The 15699-nt window shown below is 72.4% G+C and carries 15 protein-coding genes and 1 tRNA gene; 4 read left to right on the top strand and 12 right to left on the bottom strand.

From position 1 onward, the window contains the following. The 7 genes from C470_RS06850 to gatB all read right to left on the bottom strand — a co-directional run. On the bottom strand, positions 1-750 hold a 750-nt coding region (locus C470_RS06850), incomplete at its 3' end, for a HAMP domain-containing protein (RefSeq protein ID WP_160162940.1). A 109-nt stretch (positions 751-859) separates the two neighbouring features. Beyond that, on the bottom strand, positions 860-1651 hold the full coding sequence (locus tag C470_RS06855) for a 23S rRNA (uridine(2552)-2'-O)-methyltransferase (protein WP_004598144.1): 792 nt from the start codon (positions 1649-1651) through the stop codon (positions 860-862). A gap of 153 nt (positions 1652-1804) precedes the next feature. Beyond that, positions 1805-2254: a hypothetical protein gene (locus C470_RS06860; protein ID WP_008366168.1), complete on the bottom strand. Its 450-nt coding sequence runs from the start codon at positions 2252-2254 to the stop codon at positions 1805-1807. Between the two features lie 79 nt (positions 2255-2333). Beyond that, complete coding sequence (locus tag C470_RS06865) at positions 2334-2870, bottom strand: GNAT family N-acetyltransferase (protein ID WP_008366171.1); 537 nt, start codon at positions 2868-2870, stop codon at positions 2334-2336. Further along, positions 2867-3088: a ubiquitin-like small modifier protein SAMP2 gene (samp2, locus tag C470_RS06870; protein ID WP_004598147.1), complete on the bottom strand. Its 222-nt coding sequence runs from the start codon at positions 3086-3088 to the stop codon at positions 2867-2869. Before samp2 ends, C470_RS06865 begins: the two co-directional genes overlap by 4 nt. Positions 3089-3140: 52 nt before the next feature. Continuing rightward, complete coding sequence (locus tag C470_RS06875) at positions 3141-3455, bottom strand: hypothetical protein (RefSeq protein WP_007344999.1); 315 nt, start codon at positions 3453-3455, stop codon at positions 3141-3143. Between the two features lie 537 nt (positions 3456-3992). After that, the gene (gatB, locus tag C470_RS06880; protein ID WP_008366175.1) at positions 3993-5480 is read right to left on the bottom strand and encodes an Asp-tRNA(Asn)/Glu-tRNA(Gln) amidotransferase subunit GatB; all 1488 of its coding nucleotides are present in this window, start codon (positions 5478-5480) and stop codon (positions 3993-3995) included. Positions 5481-5755: 275 nt separating this feature from the next. Between gatB and C470_RS06885 the strand changes: the two genes are divergently transcribed. Together C470_RS06885 and pyrE are read left to right on the top strand one after the other, a co-directional pair. Continuing rightward, positions 5756-9064: a PAS domain-containing protein gene (locus C470_RS06885; protein ID WP_193365833.1), complete on the top strand. Its 3309-nt coding sequence runs from the start codon at positions 5756-5758 to the stop codon at positions 9062-9064. Positions 9065-9126: 62 nt separating this feature from the next. After that, complete coding sequence (pyrE, locus tag C470_RS06890) at positions 9127-9675, top strand: orotate phosphoribosyltransferase (RefSeq protein WP_008366180.1); 549 nt, start codon at positions 9127-9129, stop codon at positions 9673-9675. 27 nt (positions 9676-9702) lie between these two features. Here the strand turns inward: pyrE and C470_RS06895 are convergent, their stop codons facing one another. Continuing rightward, positions 9703-10665: an AAA family ATPase gene (locus C470_RS06895; protein WP_004598152.1), complete on the bottom strand. Its 963-nt coding sequence runs from the start codon at positions 10663-10665 to the stop codon at positions 9703-9705. A 131-nt stretch (positions 10666-10796) separates the two neighbouring features. Between C470_RS06895 and C470_RS06900 the strand changes: the two genes are divergently transcribed. Further along, positions 10797-10881, top strand: a tRNA-Ser gene (locus tag C470_RS06900). 57 nt (positions 10882-10938) lie between these two features. Here C470_RS06900 and C470_RS06905 read toward each other — a convergent pair. From C470_RS06905 to C470_RS06915, 3 genes are read right to left on the bottom strand one after another with little or no spacing between them, the layout of a single operon-like run. After that, positions 10939-11562, bottom strand: a complete 624-nt coding sequence (locus C470_RS06905) for a hypothetical protein (protein WP_008366181.1) — start codon at positions 11560-11562, stop codon at positions 10939-10941. Positions 11563-11565: 3 nt separating this feature from the next. Next, positions 11566-13359 (bottom strand): glycine--tRNA ligase, encoded by a 1794-nt coding sequence (gene glyS, locus C470_RS06910; protein WP_008366184.1) that lies wholly within the window; start codon positions 13357-13359, stop codon positions 11566-11568. Next, complete coding sequence (locus C470_RS06915; RefSeq protein ID WP_008366186.1) at positions 13360-14208, bottom strand: CBS domain-containing protein; 849 nt, start codon at positions 14206-14208, stop codon at positions 13360-13362. 297 nt (positions 14209-14505) lie between these two features. Here C470_RS06915 and C470_RS06920 point away from each other — a divergent pair, with 297 nt between their 5' ends. Continuing rightward, positions 14506-14727, top strand: a complete 222-nt coding sequence (locus C470_RS06920; RefSeq protein WP_004598156.1) for a DUF7556 family protein — start codon at positions 14506-14508, stop codon at positions 14725-14727. A gap of 53 nt (positions 14728-14780) precedes the next feature. Here the strand turns inward: C470_RS06920 and C470_RS06925 are convergent, their stop codons facing one another. Beyond that, the gene (locus C470_RS06925; protein ID WP_004598157.1) at positions 14781-15683 is read right to left on the bottom strand and encodes a ketopantoate reductase family protein; all 903 of its coding nucleotides are present in this window, start codon (positions 15681-15683) and stop codon (positions 14781-14783) included. Between the last annotated feature and the right edge of the window lie 16 nt (positions 15684-15699).

Below are 15699 nucleotides of genomic sequence, written 5' to 3' on the forward strand. Positions count from 1 at the left end.
CCTCGCGCCATCAGAGATGTGTATAAGAGACAGGTCCTGGATCAGGTCGGTGACGTCCTCGATCGCCGCGACCTCCGACTCCAGCGTCTCGACGCGGTCGAGGGCCTCCTCCGTCCGCTCGTCAACGACGCGAAGCTCCTCGATGGCGGCGGTCGCGGCGTCGGTCCCCTCGGCGGTCCGCTCGGCGACGCCGGCCGCGGTCTCGGCCACCTCGTCCGCGGAGGCCGCGACCTCCTCGGTGGCGGCCGAGACGGTCTGGAGCTCGCTCGTCGCGGCCGCGATGTCGTCGCGCTGGCGGGTCGCGGCCGCCTCGATGTCGTCGACCGCGGCGTACACCTCGTCGCTCTGCGCCTTCGCCCGGTCGACGTTCGACCGGACGTGCTCGGTCGCGCCCGCCACCTCGTCGCCGAAGCCGTCGACGGCGGACACCGTCTCGGCGACCCCGTCGACGAACTCGTTGAGCGTCGCCGCGAGCGCCGCCGCCTCACCGTCCGCGTCCTCGGTCGGGAACCGCGCCCCGAGGTCGCCGTCGGCGAGCCGCTCCGCGGCCTCGCGGAACGCCGAGACCGGAACGTCGTCGCCCGCGGCGGCGCCGGAGGCGGCCGCCCTCTCGCCGGACGCGACCCCGCCGTCGGTGGTCGCGTCCGCGTCCGTCGATGCCGCCGAACGGTCCCTATCCGTCGCTGCCGCCGAGCCGTCCGCGTCGGCGGGGCCCAGACCGGACCCGTCGCTCGCGTCGTCGCCGTTCATTTGTCGCCACTCGCCCACGGGGGTATATAAGAATCAGAGTCGAATTATCCCGGGTGATAGCGGCGCTCCCGGATCCCGGTCGGCGCCGCGGTCGCCCGACCGCGGCGGCTCAGTTCGACGCTGTCGGCCCGCCCTCGTCGACCGGTTCCGCGAACCCGAACCGCGGCTTGACGTCGGTGACCTCGACCGCGAGGGTCTCGCCGACGTCGCCGTCGACGAACAGCGTGTACCCCTCGACGTAGGCGATACCGTCGCCCTCGTCGCCCTCCTCCTCGATCGTCACCTCGACGCGGTCGCCCTCGGCGACCGGCGAGGTCGTGTACCCCTTCGCGACGAGGTACACCTCCGAGGAGGCGTCCCGCGAGGCCGGCGGCGAGACGGTCCGGACGTACTGGAAGGAGTCCGCCACGTCGTCGCGGAAGGCGTCGAGGTCCTCGCCCTGGAACACCTTCACGACGAAGTCGCCGCCGGGCGCGAGCAGCTCGTCGGCGGCGTCGAGCGCCTGCCGCGCGAGGTGGACCGACCGGGCGTGGTCGAGGTTGTACTCGCCGGTCATGTTCGGCGCCATGTCCGAAAGGACCGCGTCCGCGCCCCCCTCGCCGACCGCCTCGCGCAGGTAGTGGCGGGTGCGCTCCTCGGTCATGTCGCCGCGAATGGTCTCGACGTCGTGCTCGTCGAGCTCGTCGATGCGCTGGAGGTCGACGCCGACGACGGTGCCGCTCTCTCCCACCTCCTCGGCGGCGACCTGGAGCCACCCGCCGGGGGCGGCACCGAGGTCGACGACGGTGTCGCCGGGGGCGAGCAGGTCCGCCTCCTCGGCTATCTGTTTCAGCTTGTAGGCGGACCGGGCGCGGTACCCCTGCTGTTTGGACCGGTTGTAGTAGTCGTCCTTCCCGCTCATGCCTCGATCACCGCGGTCCGGGAGGGGACCGCCGAGATCGCGGGCGAATTCGCGCTCATACCCGCAACGACGGGGGCGACCGGGAAATGAACGTCGAATGCGCGCGTCGACCGCTCGGCGCGGGTCGGTCCGCGAGATGCGGGCGTCGGACGCCTACTCGCGCCGTCCCCGGAGCCACGCCGCGACCCGCCCGACGCGAGACGCGAGCGCGGCGAAGGGTCGCCATCTGCCGGTCGACGCCGACGCGTCGGGGGTCGGCTCCGACGAGCGGTCGGACGTCCGCTGAGCCGCAACGATCGACTCGTAGTTGTCGATCACCTGTTGGCGCTGCCGCTCCTTCGACTCGACTTCCGCTTCGAGCGCCGCCACCTCCGCCTCGAGCGATGCGACTTCGTCCGCGAGCAGCCGGACGCGTTCCTCCGGGAGGTCGCGCTCGGCCGGGGGGACGTCGTCACGGACGCGTCGGTCCGCGGCGGGCCGATCGTCGGCGTTCGAGCGGTCGTCTGCGGACGCGGTCGATCGGGGCGGGGGACCGTCGATCGAGTCCACCGCCTCGACGTCGATGCTGCCGGGGTCGAGCGAGCCGGACGCTGAGGGCATCATCTGTGGGGAGACATGCGTACACGTACCACACTGAAAAAGCTCAGTCAGCCGCGAGTCGGACGCGCCGCTTGCGCCCGGTTCACGGCGGCTCGCGACCGGGCACCGACACCCGTCCTTCGAGGCGCTCCGGGCTCCCGTCGGCGGGGGCGACCGCGCGCCCGTCACCGGCGTCGTCCGCCCCGCCGTCCGCGGCGTCGTCCGCTGCCCCCGCCGGCCGGACCGCGAACCCGAGGTCCTCGTAGAACGCCCGCAGGTCGGCGTCGAACGTCGCGGTGACGGCCGCGACGGCGGGGTCGCGCGCGGCGCGCCGCACGGCCGCGGCGACGAGCGCGGAGCCGATGCCCCGGCCGCGCCGCGCGCGCCTGACCGCGACAGCGTCGACGCGGAGGCGGTCGGGGGCGGGACGCACGGCGACCAGCGCGCCGACGACCCCGCCGGTCCGCGCCGAGCGCGCGACGAGGGCGTCGCCGGCCGCGATCCGGTCGTCGACCGCGTCCGCGTCGGTCTCCAGCATCGCGGCGTCGAGGATCCGGAGGACGTCGAGGCGGTCGTCGGGGGTCGCGGGCTCGACGGTCACGTCCGCGGGCGGGTCGGGGAGGTTCCCGTCGACCGTCACGGCGAGTCGCCCGTGCCCGTTCCGCCCTTGATCAGCCGCAGGACCCGCACCGTCTCGGCGTCGACGACGCGGTCGCCCGGGACCGGCGAGCCGTCGACCAGCGCCGACGCCTCCTGCGGGTGGTAGCCCGCGGCGCGGATCAGGTCGTCGTACGTCGCGTCGGCGGCGAGGCTGTACTCCTCGGCGCCCTCCCCGACGACCTCGACGGTCACGTCCATGGACGGGGTAGCGGGCGGGCGGGCGTCAATCGCACGGTTTCGACGCCTCGGCTCAGTCGTCGGCCGGCTCGCGGACGTTCCACTTGTAAAGGAACCACGTGACTGCGACGACGATCGCGACCGTCACCAGCACGTCGGGCCGGGGGACCGAGCCGGTCCACGCGTCGACGATGAGGAGGCTCGTCGCGGCCGCCGCGACGACGAGGACCCGGGCCGCGTCGCGGGCGAGTTCCGCCTCGCGCTCGGGCGGCAGGTCGCCGTCGTAGCCCGCGATCAGGCCGACCTTCCCTCGATACCGGATCGCCCACGCGAGCAGGAGGAGCAGGGCGATCGGGACGGCGGACAGGAGGGTGGAAGCGAGGGCCATACGCGGGATACGTCGCGCGACCGGAATAAAAACGACCGGTCGTTGACGGAAGTGAATCGGATCGGGCGAGTGACATCGCTTGCGGCCATTTATAAGCGAACGACGACGCTGCGACGAACACCTCCGAAGCCCCAGCCGCTCGTTTATAAATAATTTACCGGAGATCGACGGTGAACACCTCCAAAGCCCCAGCCGCGAGGGCTCGGTGCGCTCGCTGCGCGCCTCAGTCGCTCGTTTCACTCGCTCCCTCGGTGCTTACGTCGCGCGCCTTCGCCCTCGCGGCTGCCCCTTTGAGTCCCACCCCGCCCGCACAGCACCGCACCTCACGCCTCCCCAGCCTCGTCAGTCGCCGTCGCTCCGCTCCGGCGACTGACTCCCTCGCGCGTGCGACTCGCGCCCTGCGGGCGCTCGTCGGCACGCGCCAACTGCGTCGTTCTTTATAAATGGTCGTCGCTGCCGCTCACGAGTATTTAAATACCATATCTCCGCCGCCGATCCGATTCGTCCGCTCCCGAAATCGCCCGACGCTCGACCGTCTCAGCCGTCCAGCTCCTCGCGGAGCAGCCCGTTCACCTGTCCGGGGTCGGCGCTGCCGCCGGTCGCCTGCATCACCTGGCCGACGAGGAAGTTGATCGCGCCCTCGTCGCCGTCGTGGTAGTCGGCGACGGCGTCGGGGTTCTCGTCGATGGCGGCCTCGACCGCGGCCTCGACCTCGCCGCTCTCGGCCTTCCCGAGCGCCTCGCGCTCGATGACCGTCTCGGGGTCGTCGCCCTCGTCGAGCATCTCGCGGAGGACGATCTCCTCGGCGTTCTTCACGGTCAACTCGTCGGCGGCGACCAGCTCGATCAGGCGCGTGAACTCGTCGAGCCGGCCCTCGACGTCGGTTATCTCCATCTCGCGGTAGTTGAGCTCGCCGAGGAGGTTGTCGGCGACCCACGTCGCCGCGAGGTCGGGGTCGAACTCGCTCGCCACGTCCTCGAAGAAGTCCGCGACCGCCTTCGTGGAGGTGAGCTTCGAGGCCGCCTCACGGTCCAATCCGTACTCCTCGCGGAAGCGCTCGCGGCGGGCGTCGGGCAGCTCCGGGATCGCGATCTGCTCTTTCCAGTCGGCCACTTCCAAGGCGGGGAGGTCCCCCTCGCGGAAGTAGCGGTAGTCCTTCTCCGCCTCCTTCGACCGCATCCCGACGGTGACGCCGCGGTCCTCGTCCCAGTGACGCGTCTCCTGTTCGATCTCGCGGCCGCGACGCAGGACGTTCTCCTGACGGGTGACCTCGTAGGCGAGCGCCTGCTCCGCGCCCTTGTGGCTGGAGATGTTCTTCACCTCGGCGCGGTTCACGTCGTCGAGCGCGTCGCCGTCGATCGTCCCGTCGTCGGCGACGTGCTCGGCGGGGACGAGCGAGACGTTGGCGTCGACCCGCAGGCTCCCGTCGCGGCCGGGGTCGAAGACGCCGAGGTATTCGAGGACCTCCTCCAGCTTCGCGAGGAACGCGCGCGTCTCGGCCGGCGAGCGGAAGTCCGGCTCCGTGACGATCTCCATGAGGGGCGTGCCCGCGCGGTTGTAGTTGACGAGGGTGTGGGTCGCCGACTCGATCGAGCCGCCGGCGTGCTGGAGGCTCCCGGGGTCCTCCTCGAGGTGTGCGCGGGTGATCCCGATCGTGCGGGGGTCGCCGTCGACGCGGACCTCCAGCTCGCCCGACTGGCAGATCGGCGCGTCGTACTGGGTGAGCTGGAAGTTCTTCGGGAGGTCGGGGTAGTAGTAGTTCTTCCGGTGGAACGTGGTGGTCTCGGGGATGTCGGCGTCGATCGCCTTCCCGATCTTCACCGCGGCCTCGACCGCGCCCTCGTTGAGGACCGGGAGCGCGCCCGGCAGCCCGAGACAGATCGGGCAGGTGCGCGTGTTCGGCGCCTCGTCCTCGGCGGGCTCCGTCGAGCAGCCGCAGAAGATCTTCGTGTCGGTCTCGAGCTGGACGTGGACCTCCAGCCCGATCACGACTGTCCGGTCCGCCGTCGCGGCCTGCGTACTCATTACCCGCCAGTTGTGAGCGGGCCGCCTAAATCGTGTCGGGACGACGAGCGCCGAGGCGACATCGAACGACGCTCGCAGATCCGAAAGTCCGGAGCGAACGATTATGAGGGGGCCGATCCTACCTCGCGCAACGAATGAACCGACGACCCTCTCGGGCGAGTTCGAGTCGCCCGACTGACAGCCGTTGGCCGCGCGAGACGGGAGGCGCGCAAGGTGAATGAGCGCTGAGGACCCCTCGAGCCTCGGGCGACCACTGCGGAGCCGTCTCGCCGCCGATGCCAGCTGAGCCGACGCTTCACGTCGGCGATCCGGTGGACGACCCGTGGGGAGAGCTCCCCGAGCCGACGCGCGTCCGCCGAGCGAGCGACGGCGGGAGCGGCGCCACCGAAGAGTCGGAGTCCGACGGTGGTCCGGAGCGGCTCGTCGTCCGACTCCGGGAGGACGGAGACGACGGCGGCGCGTCGGGACAGAGCGGTTCGGGTCGCGCGAACGCCGACCTCGCGGCCGGCGACGGAGCGGTCGCGACCGACGGTCTCCGTGCCCTCTGCGACCGCTACCCGGACGCGACGATACTCGCGTACACGGTCGACGACGCCCCCGACGCCGCGATCGACGCGAGCCGGCTCGGGGTCGAGTACGCCTCCGGGCGGCGGCTCGCGGCCGACGGCGAGACGCTCGCGGACAGGCTGGCCGAGCGAGCGGGAGCAGACGAACCGGCCGAGCGAGCGGGAGCAGGCGAGGCGGGCGACGGGCGGGAGCGCGCGCTCGAATCCGGCGCCGAGGCGGCGTCGGTCCTCGAACCGTTCATCCGGATCGTCTCGGACCGGGCGACCGACCTCGACGAGAAGCTCGACGCGCTGCTCGAACTGGGGCGCGACCGGCTCGGGCTGTCGATCGGCTACTCCTCGCACGTCGACGGCGACCGGCTCGAGATCCGACAGTACAGCGACGGGACGGGGATGCTGGACGCGCTCCTCGAGAACAACCCCGACGCGGACCGGTCGATCCCGCTGGAGCTGACCTACTGCCAGCAGACGGTGCGCGGCGACGACGTGGTCGCGTTCACGGACCCCGAGGCCGCGGGGCTGGCCGACGACCCGGCGTACGAGCGGTTCGGGTTCGGCAGCTACGTCGGCGGCAGCGTCGTCGTCGACGACGCGGTGTTCGGGAGCCTCTGTTTCCTCGACCCGGAGCGCCGCGACCGCCCGTTCGACGAGTCGGAGCGGCTGTTCGTCGAGCTGCTCGCCGACTGGCTGGGCCGCGCGATCGAGCGGGAGATCGCCCGCGAGGAACGCGAGGCGGCGGTCGAGCGGTTCGAGGAGACGCTCGAACGGATCGACGACGCGTTCTTCGCGCTCGACGACGACTGGCGGTTCACCTACGTCAACGAGAAGGCGGCGGCGCTGCTCGACCGCCAGCCCGACGAGCTGCTCGGCGCCGACGTCTGGGCGGAGTTCCCGGCAGCGATCGGCGAGGAGTACGAGACGAACTACCGGCGGGCGATGGAGACGCAGGAGTCCGTGTCCTTCGAGAGCTACTACGAGCCGCTGGACCTGTGGACGGAGGTGACGGCGTACCCCTCGCCCGACGGGCTCTCCGTGTTCTTCGCGGACGCGACGGAGCGAAAGCGGCGCGAACGGGTCCTCGAACGGCTCCTCGGGACCGTCGAAGCGCTCCAGCGGACCGACAGCAGGGAGGCGGTCGCCGACCGGCTGATCGGGGCCGCGGACGAGATCCTCGGCCACGAGATCAGCGGCGTGCGGCTGTACGACCCCGACGACGACCGGCTGCGGCTGGTCGCCACGAGCGACGGCCTCGGCGAACGGTTCGCGGACAGCCGCGGGCCGCGCCGCCCGGGCGAGGGGTTCACCGGCCGGGTGTTCGAACGGGGGGAGCCCCGGGTGGAGGAGGACATCTCGGCGGCCGGGGACGACCGGCCGTACCACGGGATGCGTTCCGTCGCGGCGGTCCCGCTCGGCGACCACGGCGTGTTCATCGTCGGCGCCGTCGACCCGGACGCCTTCGACGAGAGCGACGTTTCGGTCCTCGAACTGCTGGCCGCGAACGCGGTCGCGGCGATGGACGCCGCCGACCGCCGCCGCCGGCTCCGGACCTACGAGGACGCGCTCAAGAACGTCGACGACATGGTGTGCGTGCTCGACGGCGACGGCGCCGTCACCTACGCCACCGGGCCGTTCGTCTCGTGGATCGGCGCCGACGACCTCGGCGACGTCGCCGGAAGGCCGCTCGATGCGCTCGTCGACGAGGCCGACGCGCCGCGGGTCGCCGACGCGGTCGCGGCGCTCACCGACGCGGCGACCGAGGCCGGCGGGGCGCCGGAGCCGACCCGGACGGTCGACCTGACCGCCGACCGCGACGGCGGTCGTCGGTCGCGACACGGCGAACTGCGGCTGTCGCGGCTGTCCGACCACGGCGCCGGCGTCGTCGGGTCGCTGTCTGACACGACCGACCTCCGCCGGACGCGGACCGAGCTGTCGGCCGAGCGCGACCGCTTCCGGCGGCTGTTCGACCGGATCCCGGACCCGGTGATCGAGGTCGTCCTCGAACCGGAGGAGACGGTCATCGACGGGGCCAACCCCGCGTTCGAGGCGCAGTTCGGCGTGGACGAGACGACGCTCCGCGGCCGGACGATCGACGCGTTGGACATCCACGACGACCGGCTCGGCGACCGCGAGGGGCGCGGCGGGGTCGGGGCGGCGGACCTCGACTCACTGGTCCGCGAACGCGGGTTCGCGACCGAAGAGGTCCGCCGGCGGACCGTCGACGGACCGCGCGAGTTCCTCTTCCGCGGGTTCAGCTACGAGACCGAGGGGACCCGCCGGGCGTTCGGCATCTACACCGACATCACCGACCGGAAGCGCCGCGAGCGGTACGTGCGGATCGTCAACCGGATCCTCAGACACAACCTGCGCAACGAGCTGAACGTCGTTTTCGGCTTCGCCGGCGAGATCGCCGACCGGACCGACGACGACCGGATCCGCGAGTTCGCGGAGCGGATCGAGGCCACGGGCAAGCGACTGAGCGGCGTCGCGGAGGGGGCGGCCACCCTCCGGCGGGTCGTCGAGGAGGGGTACGCGGCCGATCCCGAGCCGATCGACGTGGGCGCGGTCGTCGAGGAGGTCGTCACGCGCCACGCGACCGACCGTCCCGACGCGCGGATCACCGCCGACGTGCCGGCGGGGATCGCGGTGCGGGGCGACGACCGACTCTCGATCGCGGTCGACCACCTCGTGGAGAACGCCGTCGAACACGGCGGGGACGCCCCGCGCGTCGCGGTGACCGCCGAGCGCGACCCGGACGACGGGGTCGTGGCGGTGCGCGTCGCCGACGACGGCCCGGGGATCCCGACCGCGGTGCAGGAGGTGATCACGGGGACCCGCGAGGTGACGCAGCTCCAGCACAACACCGGCGTCGGGCTGTGGATCGCCGCCTGGGTCGTTGAGGCGTACGGCGGCGAGATCCGGTTCGACGACGGGCTCGACGGCGGGGGGACGACGGTGACGCTCGTCCTCCCGGCGACTGAGCGGGGCGGGTCGGGGTTCGACGGCGAGTCGGAGCGGTAGCCGACCCGCGGCGTTCGCGCGCTTCCGACCCGTTTATTGTCGGGCGCGGCCCTCCTCCGCGTATGACCGACGACGACCGACGACGCGAGCTGATCGCCGCGCTCACCGCCGCCGACGCCGTCCGGTTCGGCGAGTTCGAGCTGTCGCACGGCGGCACGAGCGACTACTACGTCGACAAGTACCTCTTCGAGACCGACCCGGACGCCCTGACGCTCGTCGCCGAGGCGTTCGCCGACCGCCTCGCGGACACGGACGCGAAGCTGGCGGGGGTCGCCCTCGGAGCCGTCCCGCTGGTGGCCGTGACGGCCGCGGAGCTCGGCCGCCCGTACGTCATCGCGCGCAAGCAGGCGAAGGAGTACGGGACGGGCAACCGGATCGAAGGCCGGCTCGACGAGGGGGAGGAGATCGTCGTGATCGAGGACATCGCCACGACGGGGCAGTCCGCGGTCGACGCGGTCGAGGCGCTCCGCGAGGCGGGCGCGACCGTGGACCGCGTGCTCGTCGTCGTCGACCGCGAGGAGGGCGCCGCGGAGCGCCTCGCCGACCACGACGTCGAGCTGGAGTCGCTGCTCACGGCGACGGAGCTGCTCGACGAGCGCGACGCGGAGTAGTTCGCGGCTTCCCTTTTTAAACCGACCTCACGCTTCCGGCGCCTCCACCGTCGGCACCGCGACCCGGTCGAGCACGTCGGCGATCACGTCGCGCTCGTCGACGTCGTTGACCGCCGCGTCCGGCGTCAACACGAGCCGGTGCGCGAGCGTCGGCTCCGCGACGCGCTTCACGTCGTCGGGCGTGACGAACTCCCGGCCGGCGAGGAGGGCCGCCGCGCGGGCGGTCTCGAAGAGCCGCTGGGTACCGCGCGGGGAGACGCCGGCCTCGACGCGGCGGTCCTCGCGGGTCGCCCGCGCGAGCGCCGCCGCGTAGCGCAGCAGGTCGTCGTCGACCCGCACGGACTCGGGCACCTCCCGCAGCGCGGCCACGGCGTCGGGGTCGAGCACGCGGTCGACCGTCGGCGACTGCTCGACGCGCCCGGCGCGCCGGCGGAGCAGCTCGAGCTCGCCGTCCTCGTCGGGGTAGCCGATCGACGTCTTGATCGTGAACCGGTCGAGCTGCGCCTCCGGCAGCGGGAACGCGCCCTCGCTCTCGACCGGGTTCTGCGTCGCGATCACGTAGAACGGGCTCGGCAGCTCGTGGGTCTCGCCGTCGACGGTCACCTGGCCCTCCTCCATCGCCTCCAGCAGCGCGGCCTGCGTCTTCGGCGGCGCGCGGTTGATCTCGTCGGCGAGGACGACGTTCGCGAAGATCGGCCCCGGGGAAAACGAGAAGGAGCCGTCGCGCTCGTCGAACACGTTGGTGCCGGTGACGTCGGCGGGCAGGAGGTCCGGGGTGAACTGGATCCGCGAGAACTCCAGGCCGAGCGCGGTCGCGAACGAGCGCGCCGAGAGGGTCTTGCCGGTGCCGGGCACGTCCTCCAGGAGGACGTGGCCGCGGGCGAGGATGCCGAGCGTGACGCGGTCGAGGAACTCGCGGTCGGCGACGACCGCGCCGCCGACCTCGTCGACGACGCGGGAGCAGGCGTCGGCCGCTTCGGGGACGTCCATACCGACCGCACGGGAGCCGGGCCGAAAAGCGTTGTCGGGAGCGGCGAACGCCGGCCGGGACGCGACGGGGTCGCAGACCGGGCGAAAGCGATCGAAACGCATAACAGCGGAACCGGCCAACGTCGAAGCGAGCCGAGGTAGCCTAGCCTGGCCAAGGCGGTAGATTCGAAATCTACTGTCCATTCGGACACCGGAGTTCAAATCTCCGCCTCGGCGCTCCTCTCAATTTCGCCCGACGAGCGACGGCGCCGCCGTCCGCTTCTCCGCTGACGCCTACCCGATCAGCGCCGCCGCGAGGAACATCCCGCCGGCGGCCGCCGGCGGGATGGTGAGGTTGTCGTCGACGGCGATGCCATAGATCAGCGGCGGGAGCCCGTCCGCGATCGCCGCGGGGATCGCGCCGGCGAGCGCGACGATCACACCGGGGTCGGGGCCGAACTCGGGGATCGCGTACGGGACGGCGATCCCGAAGCAGACGAACACCATCGCCGCCACCACTGAGAGCCGCTTCGGCTCCGTCGCCGCGTTCTCGCCGAGGCCGCCGCTTATCGGGTCGCCGACCGAGAGCATCCACATCGCGGGCACGGCGAACACCGGCGCGAACGCGAGCGCGGCCGCGGCCATCCCGACCTGATACAGCGCGTAGCCCGCGACACCGTCGGCCTCGTAGTCGCGGACGAGCGCGTCGTACAGCGGGTCGAGCGGGCCGGCGGAGCCGGAGAGCCGCAGCGCTTCGAGGAGCCCCGCGACCGCGACGCTGAGGATCATCAGCCGCCCGGTCGTCTCCCAAGAGATCCAGCCCAACAGGTACGGGACCGGGTAGAGGGTGCCGCTCGCGTGGACCAGCCGCCGCTCGAACTCCACGCGCTCGCGCCACGCCGCGGCCGGGAGCGTCACCCCTCAGTTCCCCGCGGTCTCGACGTCGGTGTCGACCGCGTCGTACCGGTCGGCGACCGACGCGAACGGCTCGCCCTCGCGCAGCGCGGTCAGCTCGTCGGCCAGGTCCGCGACCGGGACCCGGACCTGCGCCGCGGAGTCGCGTTCGCGGAGCGTCACGGTGTCCGGGCCGTCGCCCTCGATGCCGTCGCGGTCGACCGTGACGCAGAACGGCGTGCCGACCTCGTCCTGCCGGCGGTAGCGGCGCCCGATCGAGCCGGAGTCGTCGTACGCGACCGCGAGCCCCGCGGCCCGTAGGTCGGCCGCGACCTCGTCGGCCAGCGCGGTCAGCCGGTCGTCGTTCGTCACCAGCGGGAAGACGGCGGCGTCCTGCGGCGCGGCCGCGGGTTCTAAGGAGAGGTAGGTGCGCTCCTCGCCGTCGACCTCGTCCTCGCTGTACGCGTGCGCGAGCAGCGTCTGAACGGTGCGGCCGACGCCGAACGACGGCTCGACGACGTGGGGCGTGATGTGCTCGCCGCTCTCGGTCACCTCCTCGACCGAGAAGTTCGCGACGTCGGCGTCGACCTCGACCTCGCGGTCGCCATCGACCTCGACGGTCACCGTCTCGGCGTCGAAGGCGTCCGGGTCGCGCTCGGCGAGGGTTTCGAGCGCGTCGGCGACCGCACCGGCGTCGCCGCCGAACTCCGGCCCGAGGACGGACATGTCGGGGTCGACGGTCGCGCGTTCGACCGTCTTCGGCTCGTCGTAGCGCTTGAACACCGTGAACGCGTCGTCACCGTACTCGTCGTGCTTCGAGAGGTCGTAGTCGCCGCGGTACGCGAAGCCGGCGATCTCGATCCAGTCGCCGTCGACCTCGCTCTCGGCGTCCCAGCAGTCGGCCGCGTAGTGGGCGCGCTCGCCGGCGAGGTGCTGGCGGAAGCGGAAGCGGTCGAGGTCGACGCCGACGCGCTCGTACCACTCCTGGGCGACGCCGAGGTAGTAGCCGACCCACGGGGAGCCGATGACGCCCTCGTCGACCGCCTCGCCGACCGTCGTGTCGAGGTAGTCGCCGTCGTCGGCCTCCTGCTCGGTCGCGGGGTACAGGCGGACCTCGACGTCGCGCACGCGGTCGAGCGGCGGCTCGTCCTCTTCGGGATCGATGAACTGCTCCAGCTCGGCCTGCGTGAACTCGCGGAGGCGGAGCAGCCCGCCGCGCGGCGAGATCTCATTGCGGTAGGCGGGACCGATCTGGGTGATCCCGAACGGGAGGTTCCCCCGGGCGTACTCCTTCAGCCGCGGGAACTCGACGAAGATGCCCTGCGCGGTCTCCGGGCGGAGGTAGCCCGGCTGGGCGTCGCCCGGGCCGATGTCGGTCGCGAACATGAGGTTGAACGCCTCGACCGGCTGGCCGGCGAGCTCGGTGCCGCACGCGGGGCAGGCGATCCCCTCCTCGGCGATCAGCTCGGCGACCTCCTCGCCGGGCAGCGCCTCGGCGTCCTCGACGTCCGTGGCGTCCTCGACGAGGTGGTCGGCGCGGTGGGACTCGCCGCACTCGGGGCACTCGACGAGCATGTCGTCGAACCCCTCGAGGTGGCCGGAGGCCTCGAAGACGGCCTCGGGCATCACCGTCGGCGCCTCGATCTCGCGGTTCCCCTCGCGGATGGTGAACCGGTCGCGCCACGCGTCCTCGACGTTCCGCTTGAGGGCGGCCCCCTGCGGGCCGAACGTGTAGAAGCCGGCGGTGCCGCCGTACGCGCCGTTCGAGCCGAAGAAGAACCCGCGACGCTTCGCGAGTTCGGCGAGCGCGTCCGCGGCCATCTACAGCCCCTCCAGCAGGTCCACGTCGCGGACGATGCCGTCGAGGTCGGTGCCCGAGACGAGCGGGACCTGCTCGATGTCGTTGCTGATGAGCTCCTGGGCGACCTCCTTTGCCGTCCGCGTGGCGTTGACCGTGATCAGTTCCTCGGTCATGAAGTGGCGGACCGCCTCGGCGGGGATCTCGACGTTCCGGGTCGGGAGGTAGCGCGCGCCGGTCGCCTTGATCCCCTCCCAGGACCACTCGGAGTCCTGCTCGGCGATCGAGTCGCCCGTGCTCGCCTCGCCCTCGACGACGCGGGCGACCTCGAGGATGTCGACCTCGGTGAGCATCCCCGCGACCGCGGCCTCGTCGTTGAGGACGACCGCGTACGGGACGCCGGAGAGCGCGATCTCGCGCTCGGCGACCGGCAGCGGCGTCCCCGCGTGGGTCGCGTTGACCTCGCGCGTGGCGAGCTCGCCCACCTGCGTCTCGCCGTCGACCTCGCCGCGGGCGATGGCCCGGACCACGTCGGTGACGGTGAGGATGCCGACCAGCTCGTCGCCGTCGACCACGGGGAGCCGGCGCGACCCCTCCGCGACCATCGTCCGGGCGGCGTCGACGATGTCGTCGTCGGCCCCGGCCGTCGGGACCTCGCGCATCAGCAGCGCGAGCTGGTCCTCGTCCGGCTGGTCGATCAGGTCGTCGCGCGTGACGAGCCCGCGGTACACCTCCTCGCCGCCGGCGTCTTTCACGACCGGGACCGACGAGAACCCGTGTTCTTGAATGTACTCCAGCACGTCGTTCCGGCTCCCGGGAATCTCGACGACGACGAGCTCCGAGCGGGGCGTCATGGCGTCTGCGACGTTCATGCCCGCCTTTCAGCGTGCCACCTCTTGTATACTGCGAAGGTGTGCGGAGCCGGACCACCGACCCGCGGCGTCGGAACGGCAGCGGAGCGACGACGGATCGGCGGCGACCGGGGCCGTCCGCCGGCGTACCGCGAGGGGACGCGAGCCGATGAGAAACTCGACACGTTCGGGCACATCGTCGGCCGAGCGACGGTTTTTCGGGAGATGCGCCGGCGGACGGTCCCCGGAATCTCCGATCCGACGGCCGACGTCGGTCCGGTTCGCAACTCTTATACGTACTGTGAACTATTCACAACCATGTCACGGAGTTCCACCCCATGGGACGAGCCGGACCCCGACCGTCGCCGGACGGCGCTGCCGACGGATCCGGCGCTCGACGCCGCCGACGCGCCGGACGTGATGGCGTCCATCGACTCCTCGTCGTCGCGGCCGGAGCTCGTCATCGCGGACGTCTCGCGGGAGGACGCGTGGGTGTCGGTCGACGAGACCGACGCGACCGTCCTCGAGGAGTGGTGTTGAGCGCGTAGCGGCCTCGAACGCCGCCCGCCCCGGATCCGTTTCGCGGTTCGACGTTACTCCGGACGGAGCCCGCGCGCCGCCTCCCAGCCGCGGAGCAGCGACCCGATAGTTCGGCAGGTCGGCGTCGAGACCCCGTGGCGGTCCGCCCGGTCGACGACCGCGCCGTAGACGGCGTCGACCTCGGTGCGGCGTCCGTTCGCGACGTCCTCGTACATCGACGACCGGTTGGCGGCGGTGTCGGCGGCGACGCGCTCAACGGCGGCGACCGCGCGGTCGTCGACGAGGTCGACCCCGGCCGCTCGGGCGACGCGGGCCGTCTCGCGGGCGGCCGCGCGGGCGACGCCGCCGGCGGGCCCGTCGAGCGTCGGTCCGTTCTCGGTCCGCGCCAGCGCCGAGGGGCCGTTGATCCCGGCGTTGACCGCGAGCTTCTCGAAGCGGCGCGCCGGCATGTCCTCGGCGACGACCGTCTCGATACCGGCCGCGTCGAAGGCGGCCCCGACCCGCGCGGCCGCCGGGCTCGCGCCGCCCGAGAGCGCCCCGACGGCCACCTCGCCGACGCCGGTACAGGTGACCCGGCCCGGCTCCGCGAACCGGGCCCCGTAGCTCGCGGTCCCGGCGAGCACCGTCGCGTCGAGCGCGGCGACCAGCCGCTCCTCGGTGAGCCCGTTCTGGAGCGAGCAGACCGCCTCGTACTCGCCGGTCGCGAGCGCGCGGGCGGCCGCGTCGGTGTCGTACGCCTTGGTCGTGACCACGGCGAGGTCGGCGGCGCGGTGCGTCCCGTCGGTGAGCGCGCGCGGCGTGACGCGGACGTCCACTTCGCCGTCGATCCGGAGCCCGTCCTCCCGGATCGTCCGCATGTGCGGGTCGCGCCCGACGAGCGTCACGTCGTGGTCGCGCGCCAGCAGCCCGCCCACGAGGCTCCCGAGCGCGCCGGCGCCGTAGACGAGCACCTCCATGGGAATACCACGCGCG

Origin of the sequence: Halorubrum distributum JCM 13561 (genome assembly GCF_000337395.1) — an archaeon.
Classification (GTDB): Archaea; Halobacteriota; Halobacteria; order Halobacteriales; family Haloferacaceae; genus Halorubrum; species Halorubrum distributum.

What these genes read in the sequence shown, in the direction of transcription:
- C470_RS06855 (WP_004598144.1), bottom strand. Translation starts at nt 1,651, where the DNA reads ATGAGCGGGAAGGACGACTACTACAACCGGTCCAAACAGCAGGGGTAC.
- C470_RS06860 (WP_008366168.1), bottom strand. Translation starts at nt 2,254, where the DNA reads ATGATGCCCTCAGCGTCCGGCTCGCTCGACCCCGGCAGCATCGACGTC.
- samp2 (WP_004598147.1), bottom strand. Translation starts at nt 3,088, where the DNA reads ATGGACGTGACCGTCGAGGTCGTCGGGGAGGGCGCCGAGGAGTACAGC.
- C470_RS06875 (WP_007344999.1), bottom strand. Translation starts at nt 3,455, where the DNA reads ATGGCCCTCGCTTCCACCCTCCTGTCCGCCGTCCCGATCGCCCTGCTC.
- gatB (WP_008366175.1), bottom strand. Translation starts at nt 5,480, where the DNA reads ATGAGTACGCAGGCCGCGACGGCGGACCGGACAGTCGTGATCGGGCTG.
- C470_RS06885 (WP_193365833.1), top strand. Translation starts at nt 5,756, where the DNA reads ATGCCAGCTGAGCCGACGCTTCACGTCGGCGATCCGGTGGACGACCCG.
- pyrE (WP_008366180.1), top strand. Translation starts at nt 9,127, where the DNA reads ATGACCGACGACGACCGACGACGCGAGCTGATCGCCGCGCTCACCGCC.
- C470_RS06895 (WP_004598152.1), bottom strand. Translation starts at nt 10,665, where the DNA reads ATGGACGTCCCCGAAGCGGCCGACGCCTGCTCCCGCGTCGTCGACGAG.
- glyS (WP_008366184.1), bottom strand. Translation starts at nt 13,359, where the DNA reads ATGGCCGCGGACGCGCTCGCCGAACTCGCGAAGCGTCGCGGGTTCTTC.
- C470_RS06915 (WP_008366186.1), bottom strand. Translation starts at nt 14,208, where the DNA reads ATGAACGTCGCAGACGCCATGACGCCCCGCTCGGAGCTCGTCGTCGTC.
- C470_RS06920 (WP_004598156.1), top strand. Translation starts at nt 14,506, where the DNA reads ATGTCACGGAGTTCCACCCCATGGGACGAGCCGGACCCCGACCGTCGC.
- C470_RS06925 (WP_004598157.1), bottom strand. Translation starts at nt 15,683, where the DNA reads ATGGAGGTGCTCGTCTACGGCGCCGGCGCGCTCGGGAGCCTCGTGGGC.